The 18194-nt window shown below is 52.1% G+C and carries 18 protein-coding genes and 2 tRNA genes; 18 read left to right on the plus strand and 2 right to left on the minus strand.

The window, feature by feature from the left end; translation table 11 throughout:
• Window positions 1–137 precede the first annotated feature (137 nt).
• From ACY2VT_RS02130 to ACY2VT_RS02180, 11 genes are all read left to right on the plus strand, one after another.
• A complete protein-coding gene (locus ACY2VT_RS02130; protein ID WP_461878702.1) occupies window positions 138–1115 on the plus strand; it encodes a CotS family spore coat protein in 978 nt (325 codons plus the stop codon).
• 241 nt (window positions 1116–1356) lie between these two features.
• A complete protein-coding gene (locus ACY2VT_RS02135; protein ID WP_461878703.1) occupies window positions 1357–1629 on the plus strand; it encodes an HU family DNA-binding protein in 273 nt (90 codons plus the stop codon).
• A gap of 10 nt (window positions 1630–1639) precedes the next feature.
• On the plus strand, window positions 1640–1879 hold the full coding sequence (locus tag ACY2VT_RS02140; RefSeq protein ID WP_022462104.1) for an RNA-binding S4 domain-containing protein: 240 nt from the start codon (window positions 1640–1642) through the stop codon (window positions 1877–1879).
• 87 nt (window positions 1880–1966) lie between these two features.
• On the plus strand, window positions 1967–2245 hold the full coding sequence (gene yabP / locus ACY2VT_RS02145) for a sporulation protein YabP (RefSeq protein ID WP_330410109.1): 279 nt from the start codon (window positions 1967–1969) through the stop codon (window positions 2243–2245).
• A gap of 2 nt (window positions 2246–2247) precedes the next feature.
• Window positions 2248–2655 carry a spore cortex biosynthesis protein YabQ gene (gene yabQ / locus ACY2VT_RS02150; protein ID WP_022462106.1) on the plus strand — a complete coding sequence of 136 codons (408 nt, stop codon included), beginning with the start codon at window positions 2248–2250 and terminating at the stop codon, window positions 2653–2655.
• A gap of 100 nt (window positions 2656–2755) precedes the next feature.
• Window positions 2756–3085 (plus strand): FtsB family cell division protein, encoded by a 330-nt coding sequence (locus ACY2VT_RS02155; RefSeq protein ID WP_461878704.1) that lies wholly within the window; start codon window positions 2756–2758, stop codon window positions 3083–3085.
• A 74-nt stretch (window positions 3086–3159) separates the two neighbouring features.
• Complete coding sequence (locus ACY2VT_RS02160; protein WP_461878705.1) at window positions 3160–4641, plus strand: SpoIIE family protein phosphatase; 1482 nt, start codon at window positions 3160–3162, stop codon at window positions 4639–4641.
• 15 nt (window positions 4642–4656) lie between these two features.
• A complete protein-coding gene (tilS, locus tag ACY2VT_RS02165) occupies window positions 4657–6078 on the plus strand; it encodes a tRNA lysidine(34) synthetase TilS (protein WP_461878706.1) in 1422 nt (473 codons plus the stop codon).
• Complete coding sequence (gene hpt / locus ACY2VT_RS02170) at window positions 6075–6611, plus strand: hypoxanthine phosphoribosyltransferase (protein ID WP_055264838.1); 537 nt, start codon at window positions 6075–6077, stop codon at window positions 6609–6611. The genes tilS and hpt overlap by 4 nt, the downstream gene beginning before the upstream one ends.
• 9 nt (window positions 6612–6620) lie before the next feature.
• Entirely contained in the window at window positions 6621–8483 is a 1863-nt protein-coding gene (ftsH, locus tag ACY2VT_RS02175) for an ATP-dependent zinc metalloprotease FtsH (RefSeq protein WP_461878707.1), read from the plus strand.
• 417 nt (window positions 8484–8900) lie between these two features.
• Window positions 8901–10991, plus strand: a complete 2091-nt coding sequence (locus tag ACY2VT_RS02180) for a glycoside hydrolase family 13 protein (protein WP_461878708.1) — start codon at window positions 8901–8903, stop codon at window positions 10989–10991.
• A 154-nt stretch (window positions 10992–11145) separates the two neighbouring features.
• Here the strand turns inward: ACY2VT_RS02180 and ACY2VT_RS02185 are convergent.
• Window positions 11146–11231: transfer RNA gene (locus ACY2VT_RS02185), tRNA-Leu, on the minus strand.
• Window positions 11232–11234: 3 nt separating this feature from the next.
• A tRNA-Tyr gene (locus ACY2VT_RS02190) sits at window positions 11235–11316 on the minus strand.
• A 192-nt stretch (window positions 11317–11508) separates the two neighbouring features.
• Here ACY2VT_RS02190 and ACY2VT_RS02195 point away from each other — a divergent pair.
• From ACY2VT_RS02195 to ACY2VT_RS02225, 7 genes are all read left to right on the plus strand, one after another.
• A complete protein-coding gene (locus tag ACY2VT_RS02195) occupies window positions 11509–12318 on the plus strand; it encodes an FAD binding domain-containing protein (RefSeq protein WP_461878709.1) in 810 nt (269 codons plus the stop codon).
• Window positions 12318–12788 (plus strand): (2Fe-2S)-binding protein, encoded by a 471-nt coding sequence (locus tag ACY2VT_RS02200; RefSeq protein WP_022462114.1) that lies wholly within the window; start codon window positions 12318–12320, stop codon window positions 12786–12788. The genes ACY2VT_RS02195 and ACY2VT_RS02200 overlap by 1 nt, the downstream gene beginning before the upstream one ends.
• Window positions 12785–15124 (plus strand): xanthine dehydrogenase family protein molybdopterin-binding subunit, encoded by a 2340-nt coding sequence (locus tag ACY2VT_RS02205; protein WP_461878710.1) that lies wholly within the window; start codon window positions 12785–12787, stop codon window positions 15122–15124. The genes ACY2VT_RS02200 and ACY2VT_RS02205 overlap by 4 nt, the downstream gene beginning before the upstream one ends.
• Window positions 15115–15702, plus strand: coding sequence for a nucleotidyltransferase family protein (locus tag ACY2VT_RS02210; RefSeq protein WP_461878711.1), 588 nt, complete (start codon window positions 15115–15117; stop codon window positions 15700–15702). The genes ACY2VT_RS02205 and ACY2VT_RS02210 overlap by 10 nt, the downstream gene beginning before the upstream one ends.
• Before the next feature lie 127 nt (window positions 15703–15829).
• Complete coding sequence (locus tag ACY2VT_RS02215) at window positions 15830–16411, plus strand: xanthine phosphoribosyltransferase (protein ID WP_461873727.1); 582 nt, start codon at window positions 15830–15832, stop codon at window positions 16409–16411.
• Between the two features lie 12 nt (window positions 16412–16423).
• The gene (locus tag ACY2VT_RS02220) at window positions 16424–16672 is read left to right on the plus strand and encodes a hypothetical protein (protein ID WP_461873728.1); all 249 of its coding nucleotides are present in this window, start codon (window positions 16424–16426) and stop codon (window positions 16670–16672) included.
• 162 nt (window positions 16673–16834) lie between these two features.
• Window positions 16835–17998, plus strand: coding sequence for a sensor histidine kinase (locus tag ACY2VT_RS02225; RefSeq protein WP_461878712.1), 1164 nt, complete (start codon window positions 16835–16837; stop codon window positions 17996–17998).
• Window positions 17999–18194 lie beyond the last annotated feature (196 nt).

The raw sequence follows: 18194 nt of genomic DNA on the forward strand, positions 1-18194 counted from the left end.
GAGAAAAAGAAAATACTTTCAATATTGGCTTCTGGATGAAAGAAAAAACAGAAACCCGTATGCATGGCAAAGGGCGGATACGCATACATTGAATCGTGACCCCAAAAACGATCACAACAGGGAAAGGAGTCAGGCTCTTGTATGATTATGGATTGAGTGTGCTGTCCCATTACGGCCTTACGGCTTCCGGCACAATGCGGGTGCGGGGCGCTTTATTGTGCCACACCGAACAGGGGGATAAGCTGATCAGCGAGTTCGGGACGGCGGCGGAAAAACTGGAGCAGCGGTATCTTCTGCAGTGCCGCATCACGGAGTCGGGGCTCCTGCGGTGCGATCAGATTCTGCGGAATGAAGAGGGAGCGCTTGCAACGCGCGGGGACGACGGAGGAACGTACATTGTGCGGAACTGGTACCCGGGCCGGGAATGTGAGACGGGAAACAGTGAGGATCTCATCCGCGCCTCGGACGCGCTGGCGCGGCTACATACGGCAGCTCATCTGCCGGTGAAAACGGAATACCGGAGGGAATCCCTCGTAGAGGAGTGCATCCGCCATAACGTGGAAATCCGTAAAATCCGAAAGTATTTGCAGACGAAAAAGAAGAAAAATGAGTTTGAAAAACTGCTGCTTGCAAGCGTTGGTCCGTATCTGGAACAGGGAGAGCGGGCGGCCGCGGAAATGAAAGCTTCTTCCTATGAAAAACTGCGGCAGCGGGCGGACGAAGAAGGCGCCGTCTGCCACGGGGAATTCAGCCAGCACAATATTCTGCTGGAAAACGGCAGAGGCGAAACGGCGGTCAATTTCGACAAGTGGAACTTCGATCTCCAGGTGGCAGATCTTGGCCATTTTATGCGGAAAATTCTGGAAAAACACGGCTGGAGCGAGCGCGCGGCAGAACGGATCTTAAACGCCTACAGCGCCAGACGGCCGCTCGATGAGGGCGAAATCGAGACACTCCGTCTCTATCTTTCCTATCCGTGGAAATACTGGAAACTGGCAAACCGCTACTACGGAAGCAGAAAATCGTGGATATCCGGGCGGAATACGGAGAAACTAAAAACACTCAATGCGCAGCAGGCAGACTGGCTGCGGTTTGTTAAGGGATCCTTCTTTTAAACGTGCGGCGGAAAAGAGCCTGTTTTTGGCAGAAATCGGCATAAAACCGCTGGTATGGGGGACTTTTTTCTTGACAAGAGAGACGCATTAGTATATAAATATATACAGCTACGCGAAAAAGCCGGTCAACGTAACAGACTGATCATCCGGAAGAAAAACAGCCGGCAGGGCAGGTCGTGTGTATCAGCAGGCCCGCGTACCATGTAAAAAACAAATGTAAGACACAGGAGGAGTAAAACGCATGAACAAAACAGAATTAGTTGCAGCTATGGCTGAGCAGACAAATTTATCCAAAAAAGATGCAGAGGCTGCTTTAAAAGCATTTATCGATGTAGTATCTGAAGAATTAAAGAAAGGTGAGAAAGTTCAGCTGGTAGGCTTTGGTACCTTTGAAGTATCCGAGAGAGCAGCAAGAGAAGGAAGAAATCCGCAGACTGGCGAGACCATGGAAATCAAAGCTTCCAGAACTCCGAAATTCAAAGCAGGAAAAGCTTTAAAGGACATGATGAACTAAGTAAAAATCTATGCGCTTAGATAAATTTTTAAAAGTATCAAGACTGATCAAACGGCGTACCGTAGCCAATGAAGCCTGTGATGCAGGCCGTGTCCTCGTCAACGACAGACCGGCAAAAGCATCCGCACAGGTCAAGGCAGGAGATGTACTGGAAATTCAGTTCGGAAGTAAATCCGTCAGGGTAGAAGTGCTGAATGTGCAGGAGACCGTGAAAAAAGAAGAGGCACAGGAGCTTTACCGCTACTTATAAGAAGAGCGGCAGGATTCATGTGCAGCGAATAAAAAGAGAAAACCTTCATATAATGGGTGTATAGACCATTGTATGGAGGTTTTTTGCATGGGGGAAATGAACGAACAGGCGCACCGCCTTTTGCTGGAACAGCGGAAAACACTTTCTCTTGGCGGCGTGCAGGATGTGAAAAGCTTTGATGAGAACGAAGTTCTGCTCGTGACCGTCTGCGGTGTTCTTACCATCCGCGGAAAAGAGCTGCATGTGGGCCGCCTGGAGCTGGAAAAGGGAGAGGCGGATATCGAAGGCAGCATCGACAGCCTGGTCTATACGGAACATGGGCCGCTGCAGAAGAAGGGTTCTGCGCTTGCGCGGCTGTTCCGGTAAAAATGAGTGCGTATGTCACCCGGGAGCTGATTCTGCTCGCCTGTTCCATCTGGCAGGGGGCAGTCCTGGGGTTCTGGTACGATCTGATCAAGACAGCGCGGAAACTGATCCGCCACAGCCATGCGGCGGTATCAGCAGAGGACCTCTGCTACTGGATTGCGGCAGCGCTGTATCTGTTTGTACGGATTTACGGAGAGAACAGCGGCATTCTCCGCGGGTATCTGTTTGGCGGCATCCTTGGGGGCGCGGCATTGTACCACGCATCGTTTGGACGCTTTCTTCCGGAACTTCTGGCAAAGGGAATCAAAAAAGCAGGGCGAATCCTCGCTTTTCCAGGAAAATGGCTGGTAAAAAGTATGAAAAAACGGAGAAAAAGGTTGAAATTTCATGGGAAGAACGGTAAGATGTAACTACACATGTAAGAACAAAAGAAACAAGTCTGCGGACGAAAAACAACAGATTGTTTGGCTGCAGACGGTTGGAAAATAGAAAGCAAGGGTAAAGAAAAGAATGAAAGAAAGGGAAGAAAAGAATTCTGGCCGAAAGAAAAAAGTCAGAAAGAAGAGCCGTACAACAGAGCTCTCAATTACCGTAGTCCTGTGCTGCCTGGTTGCAGTCCTTACCGTAAAGGGAATCAGCCTTCAGCAGAAGGTCAATGCAAATGCATCCCGTCTTTCCAGTCTGGACAGCCAGATTGAAGAGGAGAAGCAGCGCACCGATGATATTACCGCCTTGAAAGAATACATGCAGACCGATGAGTACATAGAAAAAACGGCAAGAGAAAAACTTGGCATGGTAAAGGATAATGAGATTTTATTTAAAGAATCCCAGTCGAAATAAACAAAACAGATAAAGAAAGGGCATGATTTCGCAGTCCCCTTTGAAGTCCAGAACAAAGAGAGGAGGAGCGGAACATGCCGGAGTGGATCATTGCCATGTTCCTGATCGGCGCATTGCTGTCAGCAGGGGACATGGCTAAAATTTTTTTGGAAGCCAGAAGAAGCCGCCGGGAAGCGGCCGTCTATGACAATCATCCGCAGAAACTGCAGATGGAGCACTACGCCGATTCGTTCCGTGTTCTGGCAGAGAGCTTTTACCAGATGCCGTCAAAAAGTGTGATGCCGGAGACGGGCCGGGTGGACAAGATTCTGGAAAAAGAACAGCAGGAAGTCTGCAGCCGCTGTGCGAAGGCGTCGTGGTGCTGGGAGCAGTACGGAAACCTGACGCGCGAGCGGTGCCAGGAGCTTCTTCAGACAATCGCCGACGGGGATGAGGACGAGATCAGCCGTGCAAAAGGCGAATGGAACGCCTCCTGCCTGAACGGCTCCCGCTTTCTGGAACTGTTCTGGAACCGCTACCAGCAGGAACGCCAGACGGCGCTCTGGTCGGGGCGTGTGGCGGAGAGCCGCCGCGTGGTGGCAGAACAGTTAAGTGAAGTCGCCGGGATTATGGACCGCGCCGCGAGTGATCTGTACAGCCTCAACAGTCTGCCGGACGAGCTCTCGGAAAAAATCTGCCGCCAGATGAAGAAAAACGGGGCTTCCGTCCAGAAAATCTGGCTCCAGGAACGGCCGAAAGAGCATTTACAGATCTATATGACGGTCAAAGCGGGCCGTCACTGCCGGATCACGCTTCGCCAGACGGCGGAACTGATCGGTTCCCTGTGCGGAATCCCGATGGTTGCGGTACGCGACGGGGCACAGGTCTTAAGCGGAGAATACCAGACGGTGCTGTTTCAGGAGGATGTGAAATTCCAGGTTCTCTACGGTGTGGGACGCATCACCAAGGAGCAGGAGAGTATCTCCGGGGACAATTACAGTGTGCTCTGCGAAAACGGCCAGTTTGTCCTCTGCCTGTCGGACGGCATGGGTTCCGGGATCGAGGCAAACAGGGAGAGCGAGACGGTGGTGGAGCTGTTTGAACAGTTCCTGCGCGCCGGATTCCCGCGGATCATGGCGGCGCGGATGATCAACTCGATGCTCCTGCTGCAGCCAAAGGAAGGGATGTTTTCCACGTTTGATGTTGCATCGGTCAATCTCTACACAGGCGTCTGCAGCTTTTTGAAAGGCGGTGCATCACCGACGTTCCTTCGGCGGGATACGTGGGTGGAGGTTGTGGAGTCGACCAGCCTTGCCGCCGGCCTCGTTTCCCGGACGGATTTTGATACCACAGCGAAAAAGCTGTACGACGGTGATTACCTTGTGATGATGACGGACGGAGTGCTGGACGCGCTGCCCGGGGACAAGACGGAGCAGATGAAGCAGCTTCTTCTCGAAGTGAAAAACAGCGAGCCGCGGGAATTTGTCCGGGAGCTTTTGGAACGCGTGCTGCGCCTCGGCGGCTGCCGCGCACGGGATGATATGACGGTTCTGGTCGCCAGAATCTGGAAAAAATAGGAGTAAAAACGAAGGATGCGAGAGAAAGTAAGAACCTTTATGGAACAGTATCATATGGTAACGGCAGGCGAACGCGTGCTGCTCGGCCTCTCCGGCGGCGCGGATTCCGTCTGCCTGTTTCATCTGCTGCGGGAACTGCAGGAGCCGCTTGGCTTTTTGCTGCTGGCCGTCCACGTCAACCATAACCTGCGCGGCGCGGAAGCCGGGCGGGATGCGGCATTTGCAGAAAATCTGTGCCGGGAATATGATGTTCCGTTCTATCTCTATTCCTGTCCCGTGGAGAAGATCGCAAAAGAAAAGCATCTCTCGACGGAGGAGGCGGGACGCGCGGCGCGGCAGGAAGTTTTTGCAGCGTGCGCAAAAGAGCAGGGGGCAGTGAAAATTGCGCTCGCCCATCACCAGGATGACGTTGCGGAGACGATGCTGCATCACCTGGCACGGGGAACGTCGCTGGCTGGCCTTGCCTCCTTACGCCCCGTGCGGGGGAATGTGATCCGTCCGCTTCTCTGCGTCGGGCGAAAAGAGATCAGGCAGGAGCTGGAAAAATGGCAGTGTACCTGGTGTGAGGACAGCACGAATGCGGAGGATGCTTACACAAGAAACGGAATCCGCCACCATGTGCTGCCGTATCTGACGGAGGAGGTCAATCCACGTGCCGCCGCGCATATGGCACAGGCGTCGCTGGATCTGCTGGAAACGGAGGAGTATCTGGAACAGCAGACGGATCAGCTGATGGAGCGGTTTGCATCCGAAGAGAAAAATGCGGTTGTGCTGCGCGATGCGGTGCGCGGCGAAGCACCTCTTCTGCAGCGCTACGTGATCCGGCGCGCGCTGGAGCAGCTGGCGGGAAAACGAAAAGATCTTACCCGGGAGCATCTGGAATCCGTGCGGGAGCTTCTTTCAAAACAGGTCGGGAAACGCATCTGCCTGCCGTATGGAATCACTGCCGTGCGCGGATACGAGACGCTCCGCCTGGAAAAGCAGGGAGTGCATTTAAAAGAAGAACGGAAAACAAAAAACGGCGAAGAAGCTCCAATTCCGGTTCCGGCAGGGTGGGAAGAAGAAAAAAGTCTCGTATTTGCGGGAAATCCGGTCACGATTGTGAAAAAAACACCTGTTTTTCCCGAAAGAATTGAAGAAAAAAAGTATACGAAATGCTTTGACTGTGATAAAATAAAAGACGGTCTTGTCCTCCGCACGAGAAGAAGCGGAGATTATCTGAGAGTAACCGCCAAAGGCGGGAAAAAGAAACTAAAAGATTACATGATTGACGCCAAGATACCGAAAGAGGAGCGGGATTCCGTTCTGCTGCTCGCCGACGGACCGGAGATCTGGTGGGTCGTGGGGTATCGCAGAGGAGAGAGCGGCCGTGTCGGGGAAGATGCGAAAGCAGTTCTGCAGATACAGATTGGCGTTGGTAAGGAGGAAAACAGATGAAAGAGACAATCAGAGTATTATTAAGCGAAGAAGAAGTAGACAGACGAATTAAAGAAGTAGCAGACCAGATCAACCGCGATTACGCAGGAAAAGAAGTCCACCTGATCTGTGTTTTAAAAGGCGGCGTATTCTTTATGTGCGAGCTGGCAAAACGCATCACCGTGCCGGTAAGCCTTGACTTTATGTCCGTATCAAGTTACGGCGATGACACCAAGTCCAGCGGAGTTGTCCGTATTGTAAAAGACCTGGATCAGCCGCTGGAAGGAAAAGACGTTCTGATCGTGGAGGATATCATCGATTCCGGAAGAACGCTTTACTATCTGATCGACATCCTGAAAAAGAGAAATCCGAAATCCGTACACCTGTGTACTCTGCTCGACAAGCCGGAGCGCAGAGTGTGCGATGTCAAAGTAGATTATACCTGCTTTGATATCCCGGACGAGTTCGTCGTAGGCTACGGTCTGGATTACGCACAGAAATATCGGAATCTTCCATACATCGGAGTAGTGGAGTTTCACGAAGATGAGGAGTAAAAAGAAAATATGAACAGACAGCGCAGTGGATTTGGACTCTACGCGGCGTTTATGGTGATTATCGTGCTTGCCATGTTCTACATCACCGGAAAAATCAGCGCAGGCAGCAGCCCAAGTCAGCAGAAATTTGAAACCGCCGTAAAAGACGGCAAAGTGACATCCGCGCAGATTGTCCAGAACAAAGAAGTGCCGACCGGCTCCGTCGTGGTACAGGAGCAGGGCGGTGACAGTTATACGGTCAATGTGACCGACGTAAACGCAGCTATCAGCCTTCTGGAGGATGCTGATGTAACGTACACCGTACAGAATGTCCAGAGAGACAGCATTTTCATGACGTCCGTCCTGCCGGCCCTGCTGCTCGGTATGATCCTTCTTTTCGGCATGTCGATGATGAACCGCTCCATGGGCGGCGGTGGAGGCGGCGGAAACAAAATGATGAATTTTGGAAAAAGCAACGCCCATATGTCCACCGACAAAGACAAAAAAGTCCTGTTCTGCGATGTTGCGGGCTTAAAAGAGGAAAAAGAAGACCTCGTTGAGGTGGTCGATTTCCTGAAAGCACCGGAGAAATATACACAGGTCGGCGCGAGAATCCCGAAAGGAGTTCTTCTTGTGGGCCCTCCTGGAACCGGTAAAACCCTTCTGGCGAAAGCTGTTGCAGGAGAGGCAGGCGTGCCGTTCTTCAGCATTTCCGGATCGGATTTCGTGGAAATGTTCGTCGGCGTCGGCGCTTCCCGTGTCCGCGACCTGTTTGAGGAAGGAAAAAAACATGCGCCGTGCATCATCTTCATCGATGAGATCGACGCCGTGGCAAGACGAAGAGGCACCGGCATGGGCGGCGGCCACGATGAGAGAGAGCAGACCTTAAACCAGCTTCTCGTTGAGATGGATGGTTTCGGCGTCAATGAGGGCATCATCGTGATGGCAGCGACGAACCGTGTCGATATCCTGGATCCGGCGATTCTCCGTCCGGGCCGTTTTGACCGCCGCGTGGTTGTAGGACCGCCGGATGTCATGGGCCGTGAGGAAATTCTGAAAGTCCATGCAAAGAACAAACCGCTGGCCGAGGATGTGGATCTGAAACAGATCGCGCAGACGACCGCAGGCTTCACCGGCGCAGAGCTGGAGAACCTGCTGAACGAGGCAGCGATTATGGCGGCAAAGGACCGCAGAAGATTTGTGCGCCAGTCCGATATCAAGTCTGCTTTCATCAAAGTGGGCATCGGTGCGGAGAAGCGCAGTAAAGTCATTTCGGATAAAGAAAAACGGATCACCGCATACCATGAGACAGGCCATGCGATCCTGTTCCATATGCTGCCGGATATGGAGGCGGTCTATACGATCTCCATTATCCCGACAGGTCCTGGCGCAGCGGGCTACACGATGCCGCAGCCGGAGAACGATGATATGTTCCAGACGAGAGGCAAAATGATGCAGTACATCACCGTATGCCTCGGCGGCCGTGTGGCAGAGGAGCTGATCTTCGACGATATCACAACGGGCGCATCCCAGGATATTAAACAGGCGACGGCTACCGCGCGTTCCATGATTACGAAGTACGGTATGTCTGAGAACCTTGGTCTTGTCGCTTACGATTCCGACTCGGATGAGGTATTCATCGGCCGCGACTGGGGCCATACGAAGAGCTACAGCGAGAATGTAGCCGCAGTCATCGATGAGGAAGTCCGCCAGATGATCGAGAAATGCCACGATCAGGCGAAACAGATTATTCTGGAGCATTCCTATGTGCTGCATGAGTGTGCAAAGCAGCTGATGGAAAAAGAGAAGCTGAGCCGTGCTGAATTCGAAGCCATTTTTGAGCAGGAAGCACAGATGGCAGGAACAGCACCGGAAGTTTCTGGAGAAATCTGATATCTTTTTATTTGCAATAGAAAACCTGCAGAGAACAAAAAAGTTTTTTGCAGGTTTTTTTCTGCGATTTTACGGGCGTTTGTGCAAATTAAAACAGAAAATCCGAAACGCCGGAAAAATTCATCGTTATTTTGAATAAGAATCAAATGAAAAAAAATCGCGATTTGTGCAGACTTTTCGAGGGACGTATGGTACTATAATAACTGTAAAAACCCCCCAATACATTATATAGTTTTTGCTACACCCCATAAGAGAAATACCTTCTCCAAAAGAGCCAGCGTACCCCGCTGGCTCTTTTACTATATAAAAATCCAATAAACACAATCGTTACATGTGTTCAGAAAAAGGTTGTATTACATGGCGGTGTGGGGTAAAATATAAGGAATGAATGATTGAGAAAGACAGAGGCGTTAGTTCATGGATAAAACAAGAATGCAGCAGTATATGTCACAGATGCGGGCGATGTTCAACAAGCATGCGCTCTACAGCGATGAATCCCCGCAGTATCAGATTCCGTTTGAGCCGAACCCGGGCGACACGGTGAAGATCCGGTTCCGTACCCTGAAAAATAATGTAGATGCGGTTTATTTCATCAGCGGTTCCACCCGTGCACAGATGCAGGTCGGTCTGGTCCGGAACGGTTTTGATTATTACGAGATCGAGATTCCGGTCGGAAATGAGCCGATCCGCTATTTTTTTGAGATTCAGGCAGGCCGCGTGGTCTGTTATTACAACAAGCTCGGTGTCACAAGAGAGCTGCAGGAGATGTACTCTTTCGGCATTATCCCGGGCTTCCATACGCCGGACTGGGCGAAGGGCGCTGTCATGTATCAGATTTTTGTGGACCGCTTCTGCAACGGAGATCCGTCCAACGATGTGCTGACGGGAGAGTACAGCTACATCGGTGAACAGGTCAACAAGGTGGATGACTGGAACCGCTTCCCGGAGCAGATGGATGTCCGCAATTTCTACGGCGGCGATCTGCAGGGCGTCATTGACAAGATGGATTATCTGCAGGATCTCGGTGTGCAGGTCATTTATCTGAATCCGGTGTTTGTTTCGCCGTCGAACCATAAGTATGATATTCAGGATTATGACTATATTGATCCGCATTTCGGAAAGATTGTCTCCGACGAAGGCGATCTGCTCTGGCCGGGCGACAAGGACAATACGCGGGCAACGCGGTATATTGACCGTGTGACGAACAAGGCGAACCTGGAGGCGAGCAATGAACTGTTTATCCACCTGGTGGAGGAGGCGCATAAGCGCGGCATGAAGGTGATTCTGGACGGCGTTTTCAACCACTGTGGTTCGTTTAACAAGTGGCTGGACCGCGAGCGGATTTACGAGGCCGGAAAGGGCTATGAGCCGGGCGCGTATGTGGCGCAGGACAGTCCGTATCACACGTTTTTTAAGTTTTATAATGAGCATAACTGGCCGTACAATGAGTTTTATGACGGCTGGTGGGGCCATGATACGCTGCCGAAGCTGAACTACGAGGGTTCGGAGAAGCTGATGGAGGATATTATGCGCATCGGCGCGAAGTGGGTTTCTCCGCCGTTTAATGCGGACGGCTGGCGGCTGGATGTGGCCGCTGACTTAGGACACAGCCCGGAGTTTAACCACAAGTTCTGGAAGGAGTTCCGGCGCGTTGTGAAGGAGGCGAATCCGGAGGCGATTATTCTGGCGGAGCACTACGGCGATGCGATGAGCTGGCTGCAGGGCGACGAGTGGGATACGGTGATGAACTATGATGCGTTTATGGAGCCGGTTTCCTGGTTCCTCACGGGTATGGAGAAGCACAGTGATGAGTTTAACCAGGGGCTTCTCGGAAACAGTGAGAGTTTTATCGGGGCAATGAAGTATCATATGCCGGCGTTTTATGCGTCTTCGCTGTATACGGCGATGAATGAGCTGGATAATCATGATCATTCGCGGTTTCTCACGAGAACGAATCATCGTGTGGGACGTGTGGCGAATGTTGGGCCGTATGCGGCTGCGGAGAATACGAATAAGGCGGTGCTGCGCGAGGCGGTTGTGATTCAGATGACGTGGCCGGGGGCGCCGACGCTGTATTATGGGGATGAGGCCGGCCAGGTTGGGTTTACGGATCCGGATAACCGGAGGACGTATCCCTGGGGACAGGAGGATCAGGAGCTGATCCGATTCTATAAAGAAATAATTGCGGTGCATCGGAGATTTCCGGTGCTGGCGATGGGATCGCTGAAGTTTTTGTATCATGATTACAATGTGCTTTCTTATGGACGGTTTAATCAGGAGGAGCAGGTGATTGTGGTGATTAATAACCGGAATGAGAGGGTGCATGTGGAGATTCCGGTGTGGCTTACCGGGATTAACCGGAGTTCGGTGGCGAAGCTGACGCAGGTGTTTGCGACGGATGCGGTGGGATTTTCTTCGGAGGAGAAAGAAATCGAGGCACCGGCGGGCATACTGGAGATGGATTTGCTGCCGTTATCGGGAGTGGTACTGCATAGATGTGAGGAGTGATGGACGCTTCACCGCCGCCCGCCCAGTCTTGCGTGCTGCCCTGCGCATCACGCAAGACCGAACGGGCGGCGGCGAGGCTGGTAGTGGGGACGGGAGGTTGAAAAATAGAAATGGAAAAAGAGCTCCGATTCGTATGAATCAGAGCTCTTAATCGTGCCGCAGACCGGGATCGAACCGGTACGGGTATCACTACCCACGGGATTTTAAGTCCCGGGCGTCTGCCAGTTCCGCCACTGCGGCATATGGACGGAGATGGATTCGAACCATCGAAGCAATTTGCAGCAGATTTACAGTCTGTCCCCTTTGGCCACTCGGGAATCCGTCCATGTATTTTGTTTTGTGTCAGAATGACTTCCGACATTGAATGATTATACTGGATGTGGAGGGAAAATGCAAGGGTTTTTTTGAAAAAAATAGAAAAAAGTTGAAAGGAGGGAGCAGGTCGGGTATAATATCAAATATATGGGCTTCTATATTGCGTAAAAATAACCTGAAAAATGGAGGATATAGGGTAAGTATGATTAAGATTAAGGATTATGTCCGGGTGGGGTCGCTGGAGGAGGCGTATGAGCTGAATCAGAAGAGAAGCGCCTGTATCCTGGGCGGGATGCTCTGGACGAAGATGGGGCAGAGGCAGGTGCAGACGGCGATTGATTTGTCCGGGCTGGGACTGGATCAGATTGAAGAGTCCGAGGAGGAGTTTTCGATTGGATGTATGGTGACGCTGCGGCAGATGGAGGAGCATGAGGGGCTGAATGCTTATACCGACGGTGCGGCACGGGAGAGTGTGCGGAGTATTGTCGGGGTGCAGTTCCGGAATCTGGCTACGGTGGGAGGCAGTATTTTCGGCAGATTTGGATTTTCGGATGTGCTGACGCTGTTTCTGGCGCTGGATACGGAGGTGGAGCTGGTTCATGCGGGACGGATGCCGCTGGCGGAGTTTGCCTGTTCAAAGAGAGACAGGGATGTGCTGGTAAGGCTGATTGTGAAGAAGCAGGAAGGTGTTACGGTTTACCAGAGCCACAGAAATTCGAGAACCGATTTTCCGGTGCTGACGTGTGCGGTGCGGGTGGAAGACGGAAAAGGATGTGCGGTGCTTGGGGCAAGACCGGCGAAGGCGGCACGTGTAGAGCTTCCGGCGGAGCTGGCGGAAAAGCTGGCGGCTGGAAAGGCATCTGCGGAGGAGCTGAAGGCGGCGGCTTCGGAGATTTCTGATCAGTTTACGTATGGCAGTAATATGCGCGGAAGTGCAGAGTATCGTCATCATCTGGGACGGGTGCTGCTGCGCAGATGTATGGAAGAAATTCAGAAGAAGGAGGAGCAGTGATGAAGATTTCGATGATCTTAAATGGAAAGAAGACGGAAGCGGAAATTGATGCAGACATGCTCCTGATCGATTTTGTGAGAAGCCAGGGATGCTACAGTGTGAAGCGCGGCTGTGAGACGTCGAACTGCGGGCTGTGTACGGTTTTTCTGGAGGGAAAACCGGTGCTGTCGTGTTCGGTGCTTGCGGCGCGGGCGAATGGATGTAAGGTGGATACGCTGGAAGGCCTGCAGGAGGAAGCAGAAGAATTTGGTTCCTTTATTGCCGGACAGGGCGCCGAGCAGTGCGGGTTCTGCAATCCGGGGATGATTATGAATGCGATTGCGCTGTTCCGGGAAAATCCGGATCCGAGTGAGGAAGAAATTAAAGAATATCTGGCGGGAAATCTCTGCCGCTGTTCCGGATATGAAGGACAGCTTCGGGGAATTTTGAATTTCCTTGCCTGGAAAAAGCAGCAGGGAGGTGCGTCATGAGCAGAGAAAATCATATCTATGAACCGGACTGGTCGGGAAGAACCGATCAGCTCTGCAGTGTGAATAAGCCGGTGATCAAAAAGGATGCCCTCGCGCTGGTAACCGGAAAGCCGGTTTATGTAGATGATCTGGCGCCGAAGGATTGTCTGATTGTCAAGGTACTGCGGAGTCCGCATGCCAATGCAATCGTAAAATCCGTGAAAAAGACGGCAGCAGAGCGCGTTCCGGGCATTGAGGCGATTTATACCTGGGAGGATGTGCCGAAACAGCGTTTTACAATGGCAGGACAGACCTACCCGGAACCAAGCCCGTATGACCGTCTGATCCTCGATCAGCATGTGCGCTACGTGGGAGATCCGGTGGCGATTATTGCCGGAAAAGATGAAAAATGCGTGGACCGTGCGCGGAAGCTCCTGAAAGTAGAGTATGAAGTGCTTCCGGCCATTCTGGATTTTCATCAGTCCAAGGATAATGAACTGCTGGTGCATCCGGAGGAAAGCTGGAAATCGCTCTGTCCGGTCGGTGCGGACAATCAGAGAAATCTCTGTGCAAGTGCGGAAGATCACAACGGAGATGTGGAAGCCGTGCTCGCAGAGTGCGATGAGGTCGTAGAGCATACGTATCATGTGCGCGCAGCCCAGCAGGCGATGATGGAGACGTTCCGGACATACTGCTTTATGGATACCTACGGACGGCTGAATGTGCTGAGCTCGACCCAGATCGTTTACCATGCGCGCCGCATTCTGTCCAATGCACTCGGCATTCCAAAATCGAAGATCCGTGTTTCCAAGCCGAGAATCGGCGGCGGATTCGGAGCGAAGCAGACGGTGGTTGCCGAAATTTTCCCGGCGTTTGTAACCTGGAAAACCGGAAAACCGTCGAAAATGATCTTTACGAGAGAAGAGTCCCAGACAGCATCCACACCGCGCCATGAGATGGAAGTAACGATCCGCCTCGGTGCGATGAAGGACGGAAGAATCCGTGCGATCGATCTGTATACACTTTCCAACACGGGTGCATACGGCGAGCATGGACCGACAACGGTCGGCCTTTCCGGCCACAAATCGATTCCGATGTATGGATCACTCGAGGCTTACCGGTTTGCGTATGATGTTGTGTATTCCAACGTAATGTCAGCCGGTGCTTACCGCGGATACGGTGCGACGCAGGGTATCTTTGCCGTAGAATCTGCTGTCAGTGAGATGGCAGCGCGTCTTGGCATCGATCCGATCCGGATCCGGGAGCAGAACATGGTCCGTGAGGGACAGTTCATGCCGGCTTACTATGGCGAAACGGCAAACAGCTGTGCGCTTGACCAGTGCGTGGAGCGTGCGAAAGAGATGATCGGCTGGGATGAGAAATATCCGTGCTGCAATATGGGAAATGGAAAGGTGCGCAGCGTCGGCATCGCGATGGCGATGCAGGGCTCCTGTATTTCCAATCTCGATGTCGGATCGGCGACGATCAAAGTCAACGACGACGGCGGCTACACGATGCTGATTGCAGCGGCCGATATGGGAACCGGCTGCGATACGATTCTGTCCCAGATGGCGGCAGAGTGCCTGGAGTGTGATGTGGATGATATTACCGTTGTCGGCGCAGATACCGATACGTCCCCGTATGACTCCGGTTCCTATGCATCGAGTACGACGTACATTACCGGAAAAGCGGTGGAAAAAGCCTGCATGACGCTTCGGAAACGGATCTGTGCCCTGGCGGCAGAGCGGATGAATGTGCCGGAAGATGAAGTGGAATTTACCGGTACCGGTGTCGTGCATGAAAAGAGCGGAAGCAGCATGACGATGGAAGAAATCGCAACAGCGGCCATGTGCAATAACGGCATCGCGCTGGAAGCGACGGAAAGCAACTGCTCTCCGGTATCGCCGCCGCCTTATATGGCTGGTGCGGTCGAGATCGAGCTGGATAAAGAGACCGGCGAGGTTAAGATTCTCGATTATGCCGCCGTTGTCGACTGCGGAACCGTCATCAACCCGAACCTTGCGCGCGTGCAAGTCGAGGGCGGTCTGGTGCAGGGCATCGGCATGACGCTGTTTGAAAATATCCAGTACACGGACAAGGGACAGATGATCAACAATTCGTTTATGCAGTATAAAGTGCCGACACGTCTCGATATGGGCAAACTTCGCGTGGAATTCCGGAGCAGCTACGAGCCGACCGGTCCGTTCGGTGCAAAATCGATCGGTGAGATTGTCATCAACACACCGGCCCCGGCGCTGGCACATGCGATCTACAATGCGACGGGCCTGTGGTTCCGCGAACTGCCGATCACGAGTGAGCAGATTGCAATGGGAATTGCGGAAAAAGAATGCGAGTAACGATACTTTATCTGGCAGCCGGGAACAGCAGACGGTTCGGGGAAAATAAGCTGCTCTATCCGCTGGATGGAAAGGCGGTGTACCGCCATCTGCTGGACCGGCTGGCCAAAATTGCCGGAAGGCATGAGAACTGGGAACTGCTGGTTGTGACGCAGTATGAAAGGATTCTGGAGGAGCTTGCGCCGCTGGTAAAAGCCGGGTGTCTGCAGACGGTGTTTTCGCCGGACAGCGAAAAAGGAATTTCCTATACGATCCGCGCGGGAATCGAGGCGGCGGAGAAGCAAAATGCCGATGCCTGCGCGTGCTTTGTGGCGGATCAGCCGTACCTGAAGGAAGAGACGGCGGAGCGCTTTCTGGAATCCATGGAGACGCAGAAGGCTCCACTTGGCTGTGTTTTCTGCGGCGGCAAGAGCGGCAATCCGGCGTGGTTTTCAAAACCGTATTTTTCAGAATTAAAAGAACTTTCCGGTGACCGCGGCGGGAAAAAGGTGCTGAAACAACACTGGGAATTGGTGATTCCGTTTCGGGTCGAAGCCGCGTGGGAATTAAAGGATCTGGACCGGAAAGAGGATCTCTGATGCAGAGACACCGGCGGCTGCCATGAATAAAATTTGAGACAGTGCGAAATTTGATGGATTTGGACTTGCATTTCCAGTGAGAAGTAAGTACAATGGGTATAATAAAAATTCGGGAGGCTTCAAAAAAATGCAGTTATTGGAAGATAGAATCCGCAAAGACGGAAAAGTACGCGAGGGAAATGTCCTGAAGGTGGACAGCTTTTTAAATCATCAGATGGACGTCAATCTGTTCCGGGAAATCGGAAAAGAGTTTCAGCGTCGTTTTGCGGGAGAAGAGATCACGAAAATCCTGACCATCGAGGCATCTGGAATCGGAATTGCCTGTGTTGTGGCTGAAATTTTTAATGTTCCGGTTGTGTTTGCAAAGAAAACACAGACCAAAAATATCGCCGGCGATGTTTATACCACAAAAGTAGAATCTTTCACCCATGGAAGAGTTTATGATATCATTGTTTCCAAAGAATTTCTGGGAAAAGGAGACAAAGTTCTCCTGATCGATGATTTCCTGGCAAACGGAAAAGCGCTGGAAGGACTGGCAACCCTGGTACAGGATTCCGGTGCAGAGCTCGTAGGAGCAGGCGTTGTCATCGAAAAAGGTTTCCAGATCGGCGGACAGCTGCTGCGTGACCGCGGCATTCACCTGGAGTCTCTTGCCATTGTTGACGCGATGGACGATAAAACCGGAGAAATCACTTTTCGGAAACAGTAAGGAGGAGCCATCATGGCAAATCTGATTGTAAGAATTGCAGTCCTTCTTGTTCTGGCCGCGGCGGGCATGCTGCTGGCAGACCGGAAAGAGAAAATTGATCTCAGCGTGTCCCTGCTGCTGTTTCTCGCAGCAGTCAATGTCACATCGTTTTTCAGCCTGAAGGACAACCGGGTTGTCGTTCTGATGATCCTGACCATCTATTTTCTGCTGTATGTGGGCGCGAAAGAGCTGCTGAGGAGAAGATCAGAGAAGAAAAAGTAAATAGAAATATGATGCAAACCGAACATCCGGCTGTGAGCACAGAAGCAAAAAGTGCCGGCCGGATGTTTTCGTTTTATACGCAGGAAACAAAATTTTGAAACGAGGAGGAGGGTATGAGACTGTTACTGGCAGACAAAGCAGAAAACCGATGTCCTGCTGAAGATGCTGCTCGACAACGACGGCACATTTCCGGAGAATAACCCCGACAACCAGGGAAAACAGGGCCAGCCGCCGGAAAACGGAGCGCCAGGCAGCGGCCAGATGCAGTCCCCGGGAAACGGACAATCCATCTGGAACAGCTTTCAGTTTTCAGCGGAAACCCCATTTGAGACACGTTACTTCTCGGCATCCACAACCGACGGCGGTGAAACGTGGACAACCGACGTCTCTCACATCGCCTCGGCCACAGAGAGCGAGGCAGAAGAGTACGCCGCAAAAGCGGCAGAGAAAGGAAAAACAGAAGGAAAAACCGGCACATTCCGGTATCGGATGACGGAGACGGACGAAAAACTGCTGATCGTCTTCGTCGACTGCTCCCGCGACACCCAGAATGTCGAGAGCGTCGCCGCCATTTCCTGTCTTGTTGCCGTCGGCTGCTATCTGTTGGTCCTGATCCTCGTGATCCTCTGCTCCCGCAAAGCCATCCGTCCGGCCATCGAGAGCATGGAAAAACAGAAACAGTTCATCACCGACGCCGGCCATGAGCTGAAAACACCAATCGCAATCATCTCCGCCAACACCGAGGTCATCGAAATGTGCAGCGGAGAGAGCGAATGGACCGAAAGCATCCATCACCAGATCGAACGCCTCACAAGCCTCGTAACACAGCTTCTAACCCTCGCAAAAATGGACGAGGGCGGCGGCCAGTTAGAACAGAAGGAATGGAACGCATCCGAAACCATCATCGATGCCGTCCAGTCCTTCGAAGCCCCGGCCGTCACAAAACAGATCACCCTGCAGACAGACATTGCCAAGGAACTTCGCATGGAAGGCGACGCCGCAAGAATCCACCAGCTCGTCTTCCTTCTTGTGGATAACGCCGTCAAATACACACCGGAAGGTGGAACCATCCGCGTCCGGTGGTGGAAAAACGGCAAAAAAGCAGAACTTGCAGTGGAGAATACCTGCGATAATCTGCCGGAAGGCGATCTCAACCGCCTGTTCGAACGCTTCTACCGCGGCGACGCCTCCCGTGCCAGAGAGAGCGGCGGCTACGGCATCGGCCTTTCCGTGGCGGCAGCCATCGTCCAGGCACATAAGGGAAAAATTACCGCAGAGCGGACAAAAGACGGCATCTGCTTCCGGGCAGTTTTTCCGGCAAAATAAGAAGATCTGCGGATGCAGAAAAATACAGTATCACGCAGCACCAAAAAAGAACAAAAGGACTAATTGTTAAGTAACCAAAAACATAGAAATATGTTTATAAATATAGATAAAAGTGGACATACGAAATCTCTTATCTATAGCTTAACAATAGGTCTCAAGCCTAAGTGACTGCTACTGTCGAAAGACATGTTGCAGA

Source organism: Fusicatenibacter sp. (assembly GCF_050872605.1).
GTDB lineage: Bacteria > Bacillota > Clostridia > Lachnospirales > Lachnospiraceae > Fusicatenibacter.

Bases quoted from the DNA above. Each gene is read 5' to 3' on its own strand.
- ACY2VT_RS02135 (WP_461878703.1), top strand. From the start codon at position 1,357: ATGAACAAAACAGAATTAGTTGCAGCTATGGCTGAGCAGACAAATTTA.
- ACY2VT_RS02140 (WP_022462104.1), top strand. From the start codon at position 1,640: ATGCGCTTAGATAAATTTTTAAAAGTATCAAGACTGATCAAACGGCGT.
- yabP (WP_330410109.1), top strand. From the start codon at position 1,967: ATGGGGGAAATGAACGAACAGGCGCACCGCCTTTTGCTGGAACAGCGG.
- yabQ (WP_022462106.1), top strand. From the start codon at position 2,248: ATGAGTGCGTATGTCACCCGGGAGCTGATTCTGCTCGCCTGTTCCATC.
- ACY2VT_RS02155 (WP_461878704.1), top strand. From the start codon at position 2,756: ATGAAAGAAAGGGAAGAAAAGAATTCTGGCCGAAAGAAAAAAGTCAGA.
- ACY2VT_RS02160 (WP_461878705.1), top strand. From the start codon at position 3,160: ATGCCGGAGTGGATCATTGCCATGTTCCTGATCGGCGCATTGCTGTCA.
- tilS (WP_461878706.1), top strand. From the start codon at position 4,657: ATGCGAGAGAAAGTAAGAACCTTTATGGAACAGTATCATATGGTAACG.
- hpt (WP_055264838.1), top strand. From the start codon at position 6,075: ATGAAAGAGACAATCAGAGTATTATTAAGCGAAGAAGAAGTAGACAGA.
- ftsH (WP_461878707.1), top strand. From the start codon at position 6,621: ATGAACAGACAGCGCAGTGGATTTGGACTCTACGCGGCGTTTATGGTG.
- ACY2VT_RS02180 (WP_461878708.1), top strand. From the start codon at position 8,901: ATGGATAAAACAAGAATGCAGCAGTATATGTCACAGATGCGGGCGATG.
- ACY2VT_RS02195 (WP_461878709.1), top strand. From the start codon at position 11,509: ATGATTAAGATTAAGGATTATGTCCGGGTGGGGTCGCTGGAGGAGGCG.
- ACY2VT_RS02200 (WP_022462114.1), top strand. From the start codon at position 12,318: ATGAAGATTTCGATGATCTTAAATGGAAAGAAGACGGAAGCGGAAATT.
- ACY2VT_RS02205 (WP_461878710.1), top strand. From the start codon at position 12,785: ATGAGCAGAGAAAATCATATCTATGAACCGGACTGGTCGGGAAGAACC.
- ACY2VT_RS02210 (WP_461878711.1), top strand. From the start codon at position 15,115: ATGCGAGTAACGATACTTTATCTGGCAGCCGGGAACAGCAGACGGTTC.
- ACY2VT_RS02215 (WP_461873727.1), top strand. From the start codon at position 15,830: ATGCAGTTATTGGAAGATAGAATCCGCAAAGACGGAAAAGTACGCGAG.
- ACY2VT_RS02220 (WP_461873728.1), top strand. From the start codon at position 16,424: ATGGCAAATCTGATTGTAAGAATTGCAGTCCTTCTTGTTCTGGCCGCG.
- ACY2VT_RS02225 (WP_461878712.1), top strand. From the start codon at position 16,835: ATGCTGCTCGACAACGACGGCACATTTCCGGAGAATAACCCCGACAAC.